Here is an 18,136-nt window from a genome sequence, read left to right as displayed (position 1 = left end):
CAGGTTATTTCTGTCCTCTACGTTCTCGTGTAAATTTAGTTCAACTTATATATATTTATACACTATTTCTGCTCCATCAACCCAGCAGGGTAGACGGGCATTGCAATTCCTCCTGTGAATTAGCAGACCAACAAAAAAAGACCCGCTTTCGCGGATCTTTCGCTCAGATCTATGTGCCTCGTGTCTTTATGCGCCTTGCTTATCTTGCTCCTGTGCACGCTGCATTTGCTTCAAACGACCTTCAACTCTGGTAAACAGTCTGAACGTATAGAATCCTGTAGCCACCAGACTCAGAACCAAAGCTCTTACATCTGTAAGCCAGAAACCGATAATGCCGAATATTGTAATGATCACACCAAACTGCATCATCAGGTTGGCGCTATACTTTTGCGCTTCGTCCCATAACTCAGGATTACTCATGGCACGCGGGGTACGATAACCATATATACCGTTAATCATTTTCGGTGGTTTTTTGAACACCATTAACCCCAGAATGAAATAACACACCCCGATGATGATCCCAACTACTGCTCCTGTCAAAACGTTCTCCCCTTCTCTACATAACTTCCTAACTACATGCCATAAAAATATAAAAACGGCTCTACGTATATACGAAGAGCCGCCTGGATCGTTTCGTAAACTTAGATATTCTTCACACGAAGAACACGCATGGCGTTCAGGACAGCAAGCACCGTGACACCCACATCGGAGAATACCGCTTCCCACATGGTGGCAATGCCGAACACACCGAGTAGCAGGAAGACCGCCTTAACTCCCAGCGCAAACGCGATATTTTGCCACACGATCATTCGTGTACGCTTCGCAATGCGGATTGCACTCGCAAGTTTTGACGGTTCATCTGTCATGATGACCACGTCTGCCGCTTCAATCGCGGCATCTGAACCGAGTCCACCCATCGCCACGCCCACGTCGGCGCGTGCCAGTACTGGTGTATCGTTGATACCATCACCGACAAACACCATTTTCTCCTTCGGCGATTTGGCAGCTTCCAGTTGCTCCAAGCGCTCGACTTTGTCCTGCGGCAGCAATTCAGCATAGACCTCATCCACACCCAACTCGCGTCCTACCGCTTCACCCACGGCTTTGGCATCGCCTGTCAGCATGACCGTTTTGCGGATGCCGAGCTTCTTCAGCGCCTGAATAGCAGTAGCTGCATCGTCCTTCACTTCATCGGCAATGATCAGATGACCAACATATGTGCCAGCTTCAGCAACGTGGACTATCGTTCCGGCCGTCTCTGGTGTGGTATAGGATACCCCAGCCTGCTTCATTAATTTGGCGTTGCCTGCCAGCACTTCCCGACCATCCACGCTCACCTTGATCCCGTGTCCGGCAACTTCATCATAACCTTCCACACCTTGCGTGGGAATCTCCTTGGCCCAAGCTGCACGAATGGATTCGGCAATGGGATGATTGGAATTGGCTTCAGCAATGGCTGCCAGCTTCATCAGTTCTTCTTCCGTGCGTCCGCCTTCGGGACGAATGGCTGTTACTTTAAATACACCTTTGGTTAGTGTACCCGTTTTATCAAAAACAACGACTTTCACATCGTTCAACGCTTCAAGGTAGTTACTGCCTTTGACGAGAATCCCGTTACGTGAAGCCGCTCCGATGCCACCAAAGAATCCAAGTGGAATAGAGACCACCAGCGCACAAGGGCATGAGATAACCAGGAAGACCAATGCACGATAGATCCAGTCAGCAAATGTTGCACCATTAAGTATCAACGGCGGAACAAATGCAATCACGGCTGCAAGGATAACAACAACCGGTGTGTAATAACGAGCGAATTTACTAATAAAATGCTCTGTTTTCGCTTTCCGGCTACTCGCGTTCTGCACCAGTTCCAAAATTTTGGATACCGTTGATTCACCAAACGTTTTGGTCACTTCAATCGTCAACATGCCATTTTTGTTCACAAATCCACTCAGTACATCACTTCCGGGCTCCAGCTCACGAGGTACCGATTCACCTGTCAGAGCAGAAGTGTCCACCATGGAACGCCCCATTCTCACGATACCATCCAGCGGCACCCTTTCTCCTGCTTTCACTACAATTCGATCACCAATCCGTACGTCTTCCGGAGATACACGCCGGGTCTCGTCACCCGAACCCGTCAGGATATTCGCGTAGTCCGGGCGAATGTCCATCAGTGACTGAATAGACTTGCGTGACCGATTAACCGCCATGCCCTGAAACAACTCCCCGAGCTGATAAAAGAGCATGACCGCTACCCCTTCCGGATACTCTCCAATCGCAAAGGCACCCAAGGTAGCGACGGACATCAGGAAGTATTCATCGAACACCTGGCCGCGGATAATGTTTTTGGACGCCTGGAGCACGATGTCTCCCCCGGCAATCAGATAAGCGAGCGCATAGAGAGCAAATTGTGCCCAGCCCTCCAGCGGCGACCAGATTGCGGCTGCGAGCAACACAGAACCTGCAGCAAGACGAGCAAGCAATACTTTCGTCTGTCCTGCACCATGTTCATGAGAGTGATCTGCATGGGCATCATCATGGGTATGGCTGTGATCATGTCCAGCATGATTTCCCTGCTCATGTGTGTGTTTCTGTGATTCTCCGTGATCATGAGTATGCGAGTGTTTCCCATGTGAATGTGAATGCCCATGTCCATGGTCATGTCCGGCATGGTCATGACCGTGGTCGTGCGAACCAGCTGCACTCCCTGTATGGGTGTTCGCATTTCCGTTCACATGTTTTCCTTTTTCCGAGATGCGTATATGCGGCTCTAGCCGCAGCACTTTGCGCTTCGCTTCTTCCACTACCTGTTCATCCATGTCGGAAGTGGTGTGCATCGATAACGTTTTGGTAACGAAATTGACAGAGCATTCGCTAATACCTTTAATTTTTTTGACGCCATTTTCAATCTTCAATGCGCAGTTCGCACAATCCAATCCATCAAGCAGCAGTTCCCTTTTCACCTGTTCCTGTCCGGTTCCCATGTGAATTCTCCCCTTTGCAGTACAAAAACGATGTTATATTCCAATTATGTTCAATATATGAGCACTCATTCATATGTTTGGTTACCCCTATTATATGCACGCCTAAACATGAGTGTCAACAATCGTTGTTGATTTTTCATACAGATTATGCTAATAGTAATCATTTCGCTTTAGGCGGGTTTTGGATATAATAGAGCTATAGTTGTTAACATAGGCGGTGATAGGAAATGGAACAACCGGTTAAAGCACCAAGCGAATGTGATGCAGCCTGCTCAGGTACAGAAGCCGACGTGCAGACGATTCGCACTTCACTCATAGATCGGGAGACCTCTTCCGAGATGGCAGATTGGTTCAAGGCATTCAGCGACCCAACACGCCTACGTATTATTGATGCGCTGTTACAGAAGGAATTATGTGTTCATGACCTGACGGTTCTGCTCGACATGGGACAGTCGGCCATTTCACACCAGCTGCGTTCACTCCGCAACATGCGGATCGTCAAGCGGCGCAAGGAAGGCAAGACGGTGTACTACTCTCTGGATGATACTCATATTGAGCAGATCTTCCTGCAAACGCTCCAGCATATTAAACACAGCTAGGCAGCAGCCAAGCTTGTTCATGCAGAAGAACCCCCGCCTCTCGGCTATATGCCGATGGACGGGGGTTCTTCTTGGTAAGGGTACCGTTTTGTACAGGATGGATATAAAGTGACTAGATCTTCTAATTACCGATCAATAGGAGCTTGCCACTTTGGTTATAAAAGATTGTTTTTGTTCGGATCGTACAGGCCGGATCTGTCCTTGAACCAGTTAAAGATATGCGATACACATACTTTCAGCACCGCGTATCCTGGAACAGCGAGCAGAATGCCTACGACTCCAAACAGATTACCCGAAGTCAGAATGACAAAGATAATCGTGATGGGATGAATCTTCAGCGTTTTGCCCATGATCTGTGGTGAGATGAATTTACCCTCGATTAGCTGTACGATTGTCCATACGGCAACCATCTTCAGCAGCATCACCGGCGAAGTAACCAGGGCCACGATCAACGCAGGTGTAATCGCAATTGCTGGTCCCAAATACGGAACAACACTCGTGAACGATGCGATAATTGCAAGAATCAGTGCATAATCCAGACCAATGACCATATAACCGATGTAGAGCAGAATACCGATGCAGAAGCTGACGATAATCTGTCCACGAATAAATGAACTGATCTGGTGATTGATGTCTTCCAGTACATGCATTGCGCCCGTACGGCTCTTGATCGGCAGGAAAGACAAAATTTTCGCCGGCAGCTTCTTCCCGTCTTTCAGCAGATAGAACAGGATGAACGGAACCGTTACGATGGACAGCACGGTCTCAGTGAAAGCTCCAAGGAATCCGCCCAATTTGGTCCAGGTCGAGTTCAGAATTTCAGTAGCCTTTTGGGAGATTGTTCCCCACCAGTCCTGCGAATTCAGATTCACCGTTTCCTGGAACTGACCGAACAATTTACTGCCCGTAAGCTCCTCAAACTGCTGTTTTACCGTCTCACTGTACGTTGGGAAATTTTCAATCAGCCCCACAATCTGGTTACGCACAACCGGAATGACCGCCAATACTACGACTGTCAGAATGCCTCCAATCGCAAGATACAGGATCAGAATGGACCAGCCGCGTTTAAATTTCCACCTCTCCATCACATCCACAATCGGATTCAGCAGATAATAGAGTATGCCTGACAGAATAATAGGTAACACAATGGTTTTAATAAGTACTGCGAGCGGATGAAGAACAAAGGATACTTTGGTCAGAACCATCACGTTCAGTCCCACCAACAGCAGAATTAGCAGAAATAGCACAAACTTGTTGTTAAGAAAAAATCGCTTGAACCGCTCCGGCCAAACGCGGGGTTGCTCAGGTTGCTCCATAGGCGTGTCGTCCTCTCTTATGTATCCTTAATCAAAACTAAACTGTAAATCTAATAAATAACCCTTGCATGTAAAAATATAAAATACCTTGTACAAGCCAACATATGTATAACACTCTGGATTTATACGTATGGTGCTGATTAACCGTTTCAAATTAAACCGGTAAAGTCATTTTACCCCAAAATGAGTCTTCTGCCCCACACGAATCATTTGCAAATTCTCCCTATTCAAAAACGGCTCGCCTCACTGGGAGACGAACCGTGAATTTATAGCTATCCCCTACCATTAAGCCAGCTTTAACGCTGAAAATGAAGATTAAGCTTTTCCTGCCAATTGTGCGATTAACTCATAGGAATGCAGACGTGCCTTATGATCATAGATCATCGACGTAATAATCAGCTCATCTGCCTGCGTCTGCCGAATGAAGGATTCCAGCTGTCCACGTACTGTTTCTGGTGAACCGTTAACAGCTGCCTTCAGCGTCTGCTCAACACCAGCCTTCTCGCGGTCCGTCCATTTGCCTTCCATCTCTGCCGGTGGCTGTACCAATCCCGTTGTGCCGCGAATAATGTTCAGGAACTGCTGTTGCATCGTTGTACCCAGCCATGCTGCTTCCTCGTCTGTATCCGCAACAACAGCGTTGACACCAACAATCACATGCGGCTCCTTCAAGCCATCGGATGGTTGGAAGTTGTTTCGATACGTTTCTAGTGCAATCCGGGTGTAATCGGGCGAGAAGTGGCTGGCAAAAGCAAAAGGCAATCCCAGCTGACCTGCCAGACGTGCACTGAAATCACTGGACCCCAAGAGGTAAATTGGAATATTTAATCCTTCTCCAGGAACTGCGCGAACAGGCGCATGATATGATGTCGCTGAAGCATCAAAGTATGCTCTGAGTTCTGCCAACAGCTCAGGGAAATCTTCCCCGCTGTTCAGATCTTTACGTAGCGCAAGCGATGTACGGCGGTCACTGCCTGGTGCACGACCCAGTCCCAGATCGATTCTGCCAGGATACAGGGATTCCAGTGTGCCGAACTGCTCAGCGATGACAAGCGGTGCATGGTTAGGCAGCATAATGCCTCCTGAACCCAGACGAATGGTCTTGGTTCCACCAGCCAGATATCCAATAACGACTGAGGTTGCGGAAGAGGCAATACCCGGCATGTTGTGATGTTCAGCTACCCAGTAACGGTGATATCCCCATCGCTCAGCATGCTGTGCCAGATCCAGACTGTTGCGCAAAGCATTAGCCGGTGTTGCACCTACAACGACGGGAGCCAGATCCAGGATGGAAAGCTTAACGTCATTGATGTGTTCTTTATGGGATGAAGCCGTATTATCTGTAGTCATTATTGTTTAATCTCCTCAATGATTATATTTTTGCATATCCAGATATATAGATTTATTAAATCAAAACTGGATATGGTGATGTGATGATGAACTAGCCGTTTACATCCGGACGGAATCCCTGCGTGAGTGTGCATCCTAGCTTCCGTTCCGGCATCCGGCTTATAACTCGTTCTGCACGTACTCGGCAAACTGACGGATTGTCTCTTCGTTGCGCCGATAATACGTCCATTGTCCTCTGCGCTCTGAGAGCAGCAAACCCGCTTTCAGCATGGTCAGCAGATAACTGGATATAACCGACTGAGCCAGTCCAGCCTTCAGTTGAATCGTACCAACACAGATCCCGTTCTTGCCACCATCCGGATGCTGGGATAGTTCCAGCGGTGGAAAGTGTTGCTCCGGGTTTTTGAGCCACAACAAGATTTGTCTACGTGTCTCGTTCGATAATGCTTTGAATATAAGTATAGGTTCCATGGGTAGATTATACCCCCTTTCATCCATTTTGCAAACACATGAACAAACAAACCGACTCATGAGCGAGTCGGTCTGGAATCATATGGAATCCACGCAGGAAATCCATATCCATATTAGAATTTGGTCGTAAATGTCTGTTTAACCTGATCCAACATCGCTTGATATGCTGGTGCATCCAGATAACCAATACTACCGAAGAGCAGATGATCCACAGCTTCAATGCCTACAAAATCGAAAATCCCTACGTCTGAAGTAACTTTTAATCCAGCAGTCATGCCGATCTGGTCATATATTTCACTCGGAGTACCGTGTGTGTTGATGATGAGACCTTTTTTGCCTGTCAGCAATTTCTGAATTCCCGCTTCACCCGCTACATAAGCAAAACCATAGGCGAATACACGGTCAACATATCCTTTCAGTATGGCAGGAAGACCTGTCCACCAGATCGGATAGATGAATGTAATGGCCTCTGCATCCGTAACAAACTGTTGCTCTGTAGCGATATCCTGTGGTGTCTGTCCTGCACGCATGGAAGCTGTGTCAGCTTCAGTCAGTACTGGTTGGAATCCAAGTTTGTACAAGTCACGAACGACCACTTCATGGCCTTGAGCTTCGAGAGCTTCTACAGCAGTATTGAGGATTGCGTTATTAAAGCTGTCTGTGTGCGGGTGAGCATATACGATAAGATGTTTCATAGTGTTAATCCCTCCAGGTTTGGTTTGAGTTAGATTGTGAAGATTGGTTTACATTGATACTCCCTCTATACATAGATATCTATGTATATGAACAAAAAAATATTTGGGCTCTTCTGCCTCCATCCCATTCAAATCTTGAACGGCTGCAGACAGAAGAGTTCATTCACTATAATCTTCGGACAATAATGGACAGCAAGCTCTCCAATTGCTCCGACTGTTCATCTGACAGGCCACTATAAATGATGTCATTAATCTGCTCTGATACCTGATGGAATATCGGTTCGAGTCTCTTTCCCTGTTCGGTAAGGCGGATCATCGTCACCCGGCTATCTTCGGCATTCTTGCTACGTTCTACATAGCCAAGCTTCTCCAGCTTGTTGACCAGTACAGTTACTGTCGGCTGCGTGCGTTGAACACGTTCCGCCAACATTTTGATCGACAGCGTCTCTTCCCGGTACAAGAACATCAATACATCCCCATGAGAAGGAACAATGCCTGTCACCTTATGATGTTCCAATTCGTGAACAATCCGTTTGTTAACATGATCCCTGATCCTTGCAATCAGTGCAATTGCGTTGTATTTTGGCATAACCCCATTATACATAGACATCTATGTATTTTCAAGTGTTTTTTTATAAAAAGAAAAACAGCCCTTTCCATCCTTTTAGCATGTGGAAAATATCGGGCTGTTTCGATCCTGTTCTGTTCTATTCTATTCTATAAGGTTAGATCAACGTTGTTGGATTCATGCTGATTTCAGTTAATCCATTGGGTAATTTTTTCAATTGGCTGTCGGGTTTTCTCCCGTTTAGGCTGATCTGCACGATAACCAAAGGCTGCCATCATCGAAATGTCCCATGCTCCATCTTCCAGCAAACCTTCTTCTTCCAGAATACAATGTACGTCTTTGTAGCTAAACCCTTCGATCGGACAAGAGTCAATCTCGATCTGAGCCGCTGCCGTCATCATGTTGCCGAGTGCAATGTATGTCTGTTTGGATGCCCAGTCGAATAACGTTTTCGGATTTTGCAGCAGACCCTGGTTATTCTGAAAGTTTCCATAAGCCGCACTTGTCACTTCAAATACGTCATCCGGCATGCCTTGGATATCCTTCAGCATGTATTCTGCATACGAAGAATTGTAACTGGCGTCTGACCGGGCCAAAATAATAACAAAATGGCTCGCTGTTGCCAATTGCTTTTGAGCTCCAGAAGAGACTTCAGACAGACGCTTGCGCAGGTCCGGATTTTGCACAATCAAGAATTTCCATGGCTCAAATCCAATGGAACTTGGAGATAATCTGCCTGTTTCCAATATAAATTGGAAGTCCTCATCTGTGATTTTACGTGATGCATCAAATATCTTTGTCGCGTGCCGGAATTGAAATGCCTGCAGGATTTCTTCCTTTTTCTTCGCCTGTGTTGTAACTTCCATGGATCTCCACGTCCTTCTCTTTTGACTTTTTATGTTGAACCCGTGTTGCTTATATTGCTTGCATTTCTTAAGTATTAGTCTAGAACCTATGAGCAAAAATTAAAAGTACGCACAATATTGTTTCTCAGTTTCTAAAAGTAAGTATTGTGTTCTGACAACGAAAATAGCCGCTACAGGATCTTAATTCTTCTCCTAAACGGCATATTTTCACATGTGAAGTTTACAATTGTTCCATGAATTCTTCTTCCGAAATGACGGTATATCCTTCTTGCTGAAGCAGTGCTGAAGTAACACCTTCACCTTGTATTTTGTGATTGGCAAAGTTTCCATCGTAAATGTTTTTCGTGCCACAGGATGGACTGAACTCCTTTAATACCACACATGACACATTCAATTTTTTGGCCCATTCCAATGTCTGATAGGCTCCCCTGATATACAGGTCTGTGACATCCTTGCCACTTTTCTCAATCACTTTCGCAGTGCCTGCCAGTACGTCTTTGCCCGTGCCACCGATAATTTCAGCCGGTTCACGGGGTGTGGAGAATCCGCCAAGCAGCTCCGGACACACCATCTTTGCCTGCTCCTGCTCTACAAGTTCCTGAATCTTCTCATCCAGACTAGCTGTTCCATTATAACGGCAAGCTACCCCCGCCAGACATGAACTCACCAAATATTTCATCGCTATCTCCTTATGCTCAATCCATCTTTGAAGTAAATTGTAACATATAGGATCAAGCCCTATAGCTCGCCTCTGGTAATCATCGTAATTTTTACATCTTCATTGTAACGAACCTGTATAACATCCTTCGTCGACTCTAGTTCAAATGTGGCCATCCCCGGATTATCAGCTTCCCTGTGAAGACTGTATCCATGGAGGTTGACGTTGAATACTTCTTTAATCATCGGCCCTACCTCGTCCCTAAGGAGAGATTCCTTCACATCATAAATCTTCTGATGGTACGCCTCTACTTCATCCCAATTGGTAAAATCATTTCGATAAGAATTCTCCCCAATAATAGAGTAAACCTTAGTTTCTTCTCCTACAATCATTTGAACCAAGTAATGGTCATTGAAACTAAGATTAATTATATCTTTCCCGATTTCATCATCTTTGGTACGACTTACACCCCTAAGTTTGGGAGATGTTTCACCGAATACTGCCTTCACGGCATCCTTGGCATCCGCCAATACAGAATGAGATACCTGATCAGGACTAAGATCGCCTGAAATGGATACGGCTTGGTCCTGCTGCCATACAATCTCACCATAACTATTCTCATTTTCTAACGTTAATGTGGTATACGATATCGGTTCCATTTCCCCTTGCTTCATACTCACATAACGTCTAGCTGATGCAGGCTTAAGCGTTGGAGTACTGCCTATACTTTGCAAAAGCGATGGAACCTGGCGCAGATAACGATGCTCCAGCTCGCTCGGCTGCATCTCACGTCTCATTTCAACTTCCCGCAGATTGCCTGTTGCTGCATCGAGCCATATCAGCGCGTACTCTTTCTCACTTTCATTTCCGGCCTCTACATATATCCTTCCGGAGACAGGCAAGTCTTCCACTTTCGTAATCCGCAGCTGTTTACCCAGATCATCACGCATGGTGACCGCAACATTTCTTTTCATCTTATCCGTTAGTAGATTCACGCTCAGATCATCGGAAAACTGTAACGCTGCTGTCGGATAGACCTGCTCGATCACGGGCTTCACCAGCTGTCCATCATCCCAGATCCACAGGAACAAACCTGAAGCAATAACCAACGCACCTGCCGCTGCAACTAGAGGGGCACTTCTAGGACGGCGCTTATGTGAAGAGTTGCCTATTCGCTGTCTAGACGGCCCGGGACGGCCCTCTGACTGATCTCTCTGGCTTCCCATTTCCGACTTCTTCATCCACTCTACCTGTTGGAGCACCTTTCGCTTGTGATCCTCTGTAAAAGGAGACGACGCAAACGGTTCCTTCCGGATTTCCTTTTCCCATTGCTCATCCTTGTGTGTCATTCCCTTCGCTCCTCCCAATGTTTCCGTACCTTGTCCTTACCTCGGGAAAGTCTGGATTTTACTGTGCCTGAGCTGATTTTCAACATCTCAGCAATCTCACTCGTCGTAAGCTCATACTTCAGATGCAGCAAAAGAATCTCCCGAAATTTCTTCGGTAACGCGAGAACAATATCCCAGATTTCATGGACATGCTCCTTACGCATCACTTCCATCTCGGCCGAAGAATGTGCAGGCTGCTCTAGAATCATCACTCTCTGTCCCGACAGCTTCCGCTCTGTCTCAATGGGTAACGTGTCTCCCCACAGGCTGCTACGAAAGAATCTGGATTTTCGATATGTAAACGTCGTGTTCCTAGTAATCGTCAGTAGCCATGTCTTCAGTGAGCACTCTCCCCGATAATGAGCGATCCCTGAGTATGCCTTAATAAACACTTCCTGTGATAAGTCATCTGCCTGCTCGGCACTTTTGGTCAGAAAATAAGCATAATTCCACACGTCATTTCCGTATTCATCCATCATGCTGCTAAGTGTGAAATTGTCGATGGTCTGAGCCTGTGCCAGAAATTGATAATCCAACTGTTGTTCACCTCACTTAATATGACTGAGTCTATTGGGGTTTGGTTCCCTTTTTTGGACATTATTTCTTATTATTGTAGCAAAAATAAAAAAAAAGCATGTTCAACATCGCTGAACACACTGATTCCCTAAAGTTTTCTTAGTTAGAAATCTCTTTCAGAAAGCTTTTAGGCGAACGCCCCACTTCTCAGGTTCTTTCTGCCCTCTAGTCTAACGAATCATTTTCATCGTTATACTTTAACCGCAGCAATCATCAGAAACATGGGTCTCCGGTTCTCATCTCGCATGCCAGGAACCTGTTCGATCATCTCCGGTGATGGTTTGGATTCAGCCACCTGCCCAATAGCAAATCCCGCCTTAATCAGTTCATTGAGATGTGTTGCCAGTGTGCGATGATATTTGACCACGTCCTGATTCAGAAAGTTCGCCACACGCTTCCCTTCATCGTGGTAATCATCCACGGGCCAGTGCAGAATCTCACCTTCGGGTCCGTAATGCCAACCCTGCGCGGCACGAGCAGTGAAGATGGGATGTTCAGAGGAAAGGACAAACGTGCCACCTTCAACAAGACAGTCATTGATTTTGGCGTACATCGCGTCTAACCGTTCAATATAATGCAAAGCCAGCGAACTGATCACAACATCAAATTGTCCAGGTGCAAAATCAATATCCTCAATCGCCAGCTGCTTATACTGGATCTGTGGATCGTCCGTCATCTCATGAGCACGCTGGAGCATATTTTCAGACAGATCTACACCGATCACTGAACTCGCTTGTTGTTCTCGGGCATATCGACAGTGCCAACCAAAACCACATCCCAAATCCAGCACATGCTTGTCCTTCAAGTTGGGCAACAAAGTCTGCAATTCATGCCACTCCCCGGCCGCGTCCAGCCATTGAATAGAACGAGCCATCTTACTATAATTGCCGAAGAACTCAGCTTCATCATATTTATTTTGTTTCATCAAGAGATTCCTCCCGCCTTATAAATATCCACCTACTCTACCACATAAACGATATTTAAACGCAAAAGTTGCCAAGCGAATTCATAGCGTGTTATCATACAGAACGAACGTTCAGTATTATTAAATACAGAATGAACATTCAGTTTACTAACGGAGGTCATTATGAATACGAATTGGACGCATCCATTGGAAGGGCAATCTGTAGGTAAAGCTTTTATTAGCTACCTTGTGCCTTCCGTATTGGGGATGCTGGTAGTTGCTTTTAATTTTATTATTGATGGAATAATGGTTGGACACAAACTGGGTTCTACCGCCATGGCCGGGATCGGCATTGCCTCCCCTGTCTACACACTTTTTGTCGCTATGTCGCTGTGGATTGGTATGGGCGGGGCAACCTTGTACTCTAACGCTATGGGTAGAAAAGATAAAACCACAGCCAAACAAATTTTTACTAAATCCATTATGCTTATTATGCTAGTCACGATAGCTATTGGATATACTGCATTTACGTTCAAAGACAAGCTGGTGTACTCCCTCGGTGCTAACGCCGAGACCTTCCCGTTTGCTTCAGACTACATGAATATCATGCTGTTGTTCGGGTTTGTTTTCACCATTGAGAATGCACTCTCTGTCTTTGTACGAAACGATGGGAATCCCAACACATCCATGTATGCTCAGATTACGTTTGCTGTGGCCAATATCATCATCAATTATATAACATTGTATGTACTCGAATGGGGTGTACGCGGTGTGGCCCTCGGTACAATTGTATCGGCGTCTCTTGCGCTACTTGTGCTGTTCACTCATTTTTTCAAAAAAACAAATAATCTCACGTTCACCCGGTTCAAATGGAACAACAAACTGCTGGCTTCCCTTCTACTCATTGGTTTCCCCAGCTTTCTGGCTGAACTTGGCATGTCGGTCTTCTCTGTCTCTCACAATATCTCCATGGACCGCATTGCGGGTACCGATGGTGTAGCGTCCTTTACCGTGTTGAACTATATTCATGGTGTTGTATTGTTGGCTTTCCTGGGTCTGGCATCCGCTGCTCAGCCTCTGGTCAGCTATTATCACGGTGCGAAACAGATGAAACAGGTACAACAAACGATACGTTTAGCCACCAAAACAGCGCTGGCATGCGGTCTGCTGTTACTGATTGTTGTCCAAATCGGTGCACCTTATTTCGTGCAAATCTTTGGAAACTTCAGTAGCGGCGTAACGGATAATGCCGTTTACGGATTACGCATATTTACATTTGCCTATGTGTTCATGGGTGTTAACTTTGTTATGAGCACCTATTACCAATCTGTAGGTAATGCCAAAATGGCTATCTGGATCACAGCCGCGCGTGAGATGATCATCATGATTGCGTTAATTGCAATCCTCCCCTCATTCTTTGGTGTTACGGGTGTGTGGCTTGCTGTTCCGTTATCTGAAATGCTGGTTCTCGTCACGATAGCCGGGTACTATAGAAAGCAATCCTTTACGGAGCGGATAAACGCGTTACATCCCGAATAACGTTAACAGATAATATAACGGCAACAGATAGAAGATAAATTGAAGATAAATAAAACGTATATAAAATGATTTAGGTAGACCTCATAATAATTAAATAAACAAATACATGAAGCCCTGCACGATCCATATAAATCGGTCAGGGCTTTGTTTTATTCTAACTTAGATGTAATTAGATGCGTATATCAAATCGGCCATTACTGTCTGTCGTTGCGTTGCAATCGCCTTAGGTGTAGCTACACCCAATCCGTTGGACAGAGGTTGGGCAGATGGCGCCTCCTTCGCAACGGCTGTACCGGCTCCTTGAGAGCTTTGCTGTGCAATTTGTGCCTCAATCTGCTTGATCTGCTGTTCAAGCTGTTTGGTCTTTGTCTCCTTAGTCTTCTCATCGTCCTTGCTGGATTGCACTTTCTCCAGTTGAGCCTCAAGCTTCGTCTTTTGTTTTTCCAAGCTACTTGAATTGTCCGAACTCAAAGATGTCGATATGTAGGATGTAGTGGAACTAACTGCTGAAGATGTATTCATTAAGGTTCTCCTCCTCTTTACTTGGCTTCACTATACCCTAATCCACTGAAACGTACGTTAAATTCAACTGAAAGGTTGCTGAACGAACTAAGAAACGAAAGCCGACACATGGAAATATATATATCCCAGCATTAATCCATAATCTAATATTAATACTGAAATTCTTCATATTAGTGAAGGTCTTGATGCCATCTTATCTGTAAAGTTAGTTGTTTCCCGGTATAAAATAGTAACACAAAAAGACACACTCGATATCATCAAGTGTGTCTTCTATTGCTTGGCGGCGTCCTACTCTCCCAGGACCCTGCGGTCCAAGTACCATCGGCGCTAGAGGGCTTAACGGTCGTGTTCGGGATGGGTACGTGTGGAACCCCTCCGCCATCGCCACCAAACGGGCATTTGTATAACAAATGCGTTCGCGTTCCATTCGGTCCGGGCACGGCTGTGTGGATGAATGGTTCAACGCATCTTCAGAGTTGTTGTTCTCTGAAAACTAGATTCGAAACGAAACCTGCGAATTACAACTTGCATATTTGGATAAGCCCTCGACCGATTAGTACTGGTCAGCTCCATGCATTGCTGCACTTCCACCCCCAGCCTATCTACCTCGTCGTCTTCAAGGGGTCTTACATACTGGGAAATCTCATCTTGAGGGGGGCTTCACGCTTAGATGCTTTCAGCGTTTATCCCTTCCGTACATAGCTACCCAGCGGTGCTCCTGGCGGAACAACTGGTACACCAGCGGTACGTCCATCCCGGTCCTCTCGTACTAAGGACAGCTCCTCTCAAATTTCCTACGCCCACGACAGATAGGGACCGAACTGTCTCACGACGTTCTGAACCCAGCTCGCGTACCGCTTTAATGGGCGAACAGCCCAACCCTTGGGACCTACTTCAGCCCCAGGATGCGATGAGCCGACATCGAGGTGCCAAACCTCCCCGTCGATGTGGACTCTTGGGGGAGATAAGCCTGTTATCCCCAGGGTAGCTTTTATCCGTTGAGCGATGGCCCTTCCATGCGGTACCACCGGATCACTAAGCCCGACTTTCGTCCCTGCTCGACTTGTAGGTCTCGCAGTCAAGCTCCCTTATGCCTTTGCACTCTTCGAATGATTTCCAACCATTCTGAGGGAACCTTTGGGCGCCTCCGTTACTCTTTAGGAGGCGACCGCCCCAGTCAAACTGCCCACCTGACACTGTCCCCGCACCGGTTTACGGTACCAGGTTAGAACCTAGATACGATCAGGGTGGTATCCCAACGTTGCCTCCACGCAAGCTGGCGCTCACGTTTCAAAGGCTCCCACCTATCCTGTACAGATCGTACCCAAATTCAATATCAAGCTGCAGTAAAGCTCCATGGGGTCTTTCCGTCTTGTCGCGGGTAACCTGCATCTTCACAGGTATTAAAATTTCACCGGATCTCTCGTTGAGACAGCGCCCAAGTCGTTACGCCATTCGTGCGGGTCAGAATTTACCTGACAAGGAATTTCGCTACCTTAGGACCGTTATAGTTACGGCCGCCGTTTACTGGGGCTTCGGTTCACAGCTTCGGGATAACTCCCTAACCACTCCCCTTAACCTTCCAGCACCGGGCAGGCGTCAGCCCGTATACTTCGCCTTACGGCTTCGCACAGACCTGTGTTTTTGCTAAACAGTCGCTTGGGCCTTTTCACTGCGGCCCCCTCGTGCTATTCACACTACCGGGGCACCCCTTCTCCCGAAGTTACGGGGTCATTTTGCCGAGTTCCTTAACGAGAGTTCTTCCGCGCGCCTTAGAATACTCTTCTCGCCTACCTGTGTCGGTTTGCGGTACGGGCACCATCACCTGGCTAGAGGCTTTTCTTGGCAGTGTGAGATCATGACCTTCGCTACTGTAATTTTCACTCCCCATCACAGCTCAGCCTTACGATGTGCGGATTTGCCTACACATCAGCCTTACTGCTTAGACGGACATCCATCAGTCCGCGTCACTACCCTACTGCGTCCCCCCATTGCTCATAACGGCTTACGGTGGTACAGGAATTTCGACCTGTTGTCCTTCGACTACGCCTTTCGGCCTCGCCTTAGGTCCCGACTTACCCTGAGCGGACGAGCCTTCCTCAGGAACCCTTAGGCTTTCGGCGGATCAGATTCTCACTGATCTTTTCGTTACTCATACCGGCATTCTCACTTGTATAATGTCCAGCGCTCCTTACGGTACACCTTCAACCCTTATACAACGCTCCCCTACCCCTGGATCGACTTCACTCCAGCTTCGAAGTCCTGTGTTTATCCCCTGGGAAGCATTTGGTCATCCAAGATAGAGTCTCTTGTCAGACAAAAATGTCCTTGTGGTAAACACCGCCTCAAAGAAGCAGTGAAGTCGATCCAAGCCATAGCTTCGGTGGTGTGTTTAGCCCCGTTACATTTTCGGCGCAGAGTCACTCGACCAGTGAGCTATTACGCACTCTTTCAATGGTGGCTGCTTCTAAGCCAACATCCTGGTTGTCTGTGCAACTCCACATCCTTTCCCACTTAACACACACTTGGGGACCTTAGCTGATGGTCTGGGCTGTTTCCCTTTTGACAATGGATCTTAGCACTCACTGTCTGACTCCCGGAAGTAAGTCTATGGCATTCGGAGTTTGACTGAGCTTGGTAACCCTTGCGGGCCCCGCACCCAATCAGTGCTCTACCTCCACGACTCTGTTTTCCGAGGCTAGCCCTAAAGCTATTTCGGGGAGAACCAGCTATCTCCGAGTTCGATTGGAATTTCTCCGCTACCCCCACCTCATCCCCGCATTTTTCAACATGCGTGGGTTCGGGCCTCCAGTGCGTGTTACCGCACCTTCACCCTGGACAGGGGTAGATCACCCGGTTTCGGGTCTACGTCCACGTACTCACTCGCCCTATTCAGACTCGCTTTCGCTGCGGCTCCGGCTCTTCACCTTAACCTTGCACGGGAACGTAACTCGCCGGTTCATTCTACAAAAGGCACGCCATCACCCCTAAAACGGGCTCTGACTTTTTGTAAGCACACGGTTTCAGGTTCTATTTCACTCCCCTTCCGGGGTGCTTTTCACCTTTCCCTCACGGTACTGCTTCACTATCGGTCGCTAGGAAGTATTTAGCCTTGGCAGATGGTCCTGCCGGATTCATACGGGGTTTCACGTGCCCCGCACTACTCGGGATCCGTCTCGGAGGGAACCAACTTTCAATTACAGGGCTTTTACCTTCTTTGGCGGGCCTTTCCAGACCTCTTCGCTTAACCGGTTCCTTTGTAACTCCATGTGAGACGTCCCACAACCCCAGAGAGCAAGCTCTCTGGTTTGGGCTTCTCCGCGTTCGCTCGCCGCTACTGACGGAATCACTATTGTTTTCTCTTCCTCAGGGTACTTAGATGTTTCAGTTCCCCTGGTATGCCTCTGCACAACCTATGTATTCAGTTGTGAGTAACTGGAAATTACCCCAGCTGGGTTTCCCCATTCGGACACCCCCGGATCAAAGCTTGCTTACAGCTCCCCGAGGCAGTTTCGTTGTTCGCCACGTCCTTCATCGGCTCCTAGCGCCTAGGCATCCTCCGTGTGCTCTTAGTAGCTTAACCATTGCGCTCGTGTTCGAGCTGTCGCTCCGCTTGGTTTGGACTGCGTCCAAATCCAAAAGTCGCTCCATTTCGATCACTCGCTCCAGCAATCTACCGTTTTTATTGAAACTTGTTTGC

General features: G+C 47.1%; 15 protein-coding genes and 2 rRNA genes. 2 read left to right on the top strand and 15 right to left on the bottom strand.

Going from position 1 to position 18,136, the window contains the following annotated elements:
* Positions 1-186: 186 nt before the first annotated feature.
* On the bottom strand, positions 187-540 hold the full coding sequence (locus AC1S8V_RS03385; RefSeq protein ID WP_482072431.1) for an SdpI family protein: 354 nt from the start codon (positions 538-540) through the stop codon (positions 187-189).
* Positions 541-641: 101 nt separating this feature from the next.
* Positions 642-2,984, bottom strand: a complete 2,343-nt coding sequence (locus tag AC1S8V_RS03380) for a heavy metal translocating P-type ATPase (RefSeq protein WP_482072430.1) — start codon at positions 2,982-2,984, stop codon at positions 642-644.
* 227 nt (positions 2,985-3,211) lie between these two features.
* Between AC1S8V_RS03380 and AC1S8V_RS03375 the strand changes: the two genes are divergently transcribed.
* Positions 3,212-3,583: an ArsR/SmtB family transcription factor gene (locus AC1S8V_RS03375; RefSeq protein ID WP_100526808.1), complete on the top strand. Its 372-nt coding sequence runs from the start codon at positions 3,212-3,214 to the stop codon at positions 3,581-3,583.
* A gap of 155 nt (positions 3,584-3,738) precedes the next feature.
* Here AC1S8V_RS03375 and AC1S8V_RS03370 read toward each other — a convergent pair whose 3' ends face one another.
* The 10 genes from AC1S8V_RS03370 to AC1S8V_RS03325 form a co-directional block, all read right to left on the bottom strand.
* A complete protein-coding gene (locus tag AC1S8V_RS03370; protein ID WP_482072429.1) occupies positions 3,739-4,899 on the bottom strand; it encodes an AI-2E family transporter in 1,161 nt (386 codons plus the stop codon).
* Positions 4,900-5,214: 315 nt separating this feature from the next.
* Positions 5,215-6,249 carry an LLM class flavin-dependent oxidoreductase gene (locus tag AC1S8V_RS03365; protein ID WP_482072428.1) on the bottom strand — a complete coding sequence of 345 codons (1,035 nt, stop codon included), beginning with the start codon at positions 6,247-6,249 and terminating at the stop codon, positions 5,215-5,217.
* Positions 6,250-6,408: 159 nt separating this feature from the next.
* Positions 6,409-6,720 carry an ArsR/SmtB family transcription factor gene (locus AC1S8V_RS03360; RefSeq protein WP_017690814.1) on the bottom strand — a complete coding sequence of 104 codons (312 nt, stop codon included), beginning with the start codon at positions 6,718-6,720 and terminating at the stop codon, positions 6,409-6,411.
* Positions 6,721-6,833: 113 nt separating this feature from the next.
* Positions 6,834-7,415 carry an NAD(P)H-dependent oxidoreductase gene (locus tag AC1S8V_RS03355; RefSeq protein ID WP_482072427.1) on the bottom strand — a complete coding sequence of 194 codons (582 nt, stop codon included), beginning with the start codon at positions 7,413-7,415 and terminating at the stop codon, positions 6,834-6,836.
* 166 nt (positions 7,416-7,581) lie between these two features.
* The gene (locus AC1S8V_RS03350; protein WP_482072426.1) at positions 7,582-8,025 is read right to left on the bottom strand and encodes a MarR family winged helix-turn-helix transcriptional regulator; all 444 of its coding nucleotides are present in this window, start codon (positions 8,023-8,025) and stop codon (positions 7,582-7,584) included.
* A gap of 146 nt (positions 8,026-8,171) precedes the next feature.
* The gene (locus AC1S8V_RS03345) at positions 8,172-8,849 is read right to left on the bottom strand and encodes an NAD(P)H-dependent oxidoreductase (RefSeq protein WP_482072425.1); all 678 of its coding nucleotides are present in this window, start codon (positions 8,847-8,849) and stop codon (positions 8,172-8,174) included.
* A 220-nt stretch (positions 8,850-9,069) separates the two neighbouring features.
* The gene (locus tag AC1S8V_RS03340) at positions 9,070-9,528 is read right to left on the bottom strand and encodes a 2-thiouracil desulfurase family protein (protein WP_482072424.1); all 459 of its coding nucleotides are present in this window, start codon (positions 9,526-9,528) and stop codon (positions 9,070-9,072) included.
* 59 nt (positions 9,529-9,587) lie between these two features.
* Positions 9,588-10,856 (bottom strand): hypothetical protein, encoded by a 1,269-nt coding sequence (locus AC1S8V_RS03335; RefSeq protein WP_482072423.1) that lies wholly within the window; start codon positions 10,854-10,856, stop codon positions 9,588-9,590.
* The gene (locus AC1S8V_RS03330; RefSeq protein ID WP_482072422.1) at positions 10,853-11,431 is read right to left on the bottom strand and encodes an RNA polymerase sigma factor; all 579 of its coding nucleotides are present in this window, start codon (positions 11,429-11,431) and stop codon (positions 10,853-10,855) included. The genes AC1S8V_RS03335 and AC1S8V_RS03330 overlap by 4 nt, the downstream gene beginning before the upstream one ends.
* A gap of 230 nt (positions 11,432-11,661) precedes the next feature.
* Entirely contained in the window at positions 11,662-12,396 is a 735-nt protein-coding gene (locus tag AC1S8V_RS03325) for a class I SAM-dependent methyltransferase (RefSeq protein WP_482072421.1), read from the bottom strand.
* A gap of 162 nt (positions 12,397-12,558) precedes the next feature.
* On the opposite strand from AC1S8V_RS03325, the gene AC1S8V_RS03320 reads away from it, so the two are divergent.
* Complete coding sequence (locus AC1S8V_RS03320; protein WP_482072420.1) at positions 12,559-13,914, top strand: MATE family efflux transporter; 1,356 nt, start codon at positions 12,559-12,561, stop codon at positions 13,912-13,914.
* A gap of 159 nt (positions 13,915-14,073) precedes the next feature.
* On the opposite strand, the gene AC1S8V_RS03315 is transcribed toward AC1S8V_RS03320, so the two are convergent.
* From AC1S8V_RS03315 to AC1S8V_RS03305, 3 genes are all read right to left on the bottom strand, one after another.
* Complete coding sequence (locus AC1S8V_RS03315; protein ID WP_482072419.1) at positions 14,074-14,436, bottom strand: FlxA-like family protein; 363 nt, start codon at positions 14,434-14,436, stop codon at positions 14,074-14,076.
* A 275-nt stretch (positions 14,437-14,711) separates the two neighbouring features.
* A 5S ribosomal RNA gene (gene rrf, locus AC1S8V_RS03310) occupies positions 14,712-14,828 on the bottom strand.
* A 141-nt stretch (positions 14,829-14,969) separates the two neighbouring features.
* Positions 14,970-18,019: ribosomal RNA gene (locus AC1S8V_RS03305) — 23S ribosomal RNA — on the bottom strand.
* Positions 18,020-18,136: the final 117 nt, after the last annotated feature.

It is taken from the genome of Paenibacillus sp. B46(2026) (assembly GCF_056786355.1).
Note: the sequence above shows the minus strand (reverse complement) of the source record. Positions and strands in the feature narration are given on the sequence as shown.

Coding starts and splice junctions, on each gene's coding strand:
- AC1S8V_RS03315 (WP_482072419.1), bottom strand. CDS start 14,436: ATGAATACATCTTCAGCAGTTAGTTCCACTACATCCTACATATCGACA.
- AC1S8V_RS03380 (WP_482072430.1), bottom strand. CDS start 2,984: ATGGGAACCGGACAGGAACAGGTGAAAAGGGAACTGCTGCTTGATGGA.
- AC1S8V_RS03370 (WP_482072429.1), bottom strand. CDS start 4,899: ATGGAGCAACCTGAGCAACCCCGCGTTTGGCCGGAGCGGTTCAAGCGA.
- AC1S8V_RS03335 (WP_482072423.1), bottom strand. CDS start 10,856: ATGACACACAAGGATGAGCAATGGGAAAAGGAAATCCGGAAGGAACCG.
- AC1S8V_RS03355 (WP_482072427.1), bottom strand. CDS start 7,415: ATGAAACATCTTATCGTATATGCTCACCCGCACACAGACAGCTTTAAT.
- AC1S8V_RS03345 (WP_482072425.1), bottom strand. CDS start 8,849: ATGGAAGTTACAACACAGGCGAAGAAAAAGGAAGAAATCCTGCAGGCA.
- AC1S8V_RS03350 (WP_482072426.1), bottom strand. CDS start 8,025: ATGTCTATGTATAATGGGGTTATGCCAAAATACAACGCAATTGCACTG.
- AC1S8V_RS03365 (WP_482072428.1), bottom strand. CDS start 6,249: ATGACTACAGATAATACGGCTTCATCCCATAAAGAACACATCAATGAC.
- AC1S8V_RS03375 (WP_100526808.1), top strand. CDS start 3,212: ATGGAACAACCGGTTAAAGCACCAAGCGAATGTGATGCAGCCTGCTCA.
- AC1S8V_RS03325 (WP_482072421.1), bottom strand. CDS start 12,396: ATGAAACAAAATAAATATGATGAAGCTGAGTTCTTCGGCAATTATAGT.
- AC1S8V_RS03360 (WP_017690814.1), bottom strand. CDS start 6,720: ATGGAACCTATACTTATATTCAAAGCATTATCGAACGAGACACGTAGA.
- AC1S8V_RS03320 (WP_482072420.1), top strand. CDS start 12,559: ATGAATACGAATTGGACGCATCCATTGGAAGGGCAATCTGTAGGTAAA.
- AC1S8V_RS03340 (WP_482072424.1), bottom strand. CDS start 9,528: ATGAAATATTTGGTGAGTTCATGTCTGGCGGGGGTAGCTTGCCGTTAT.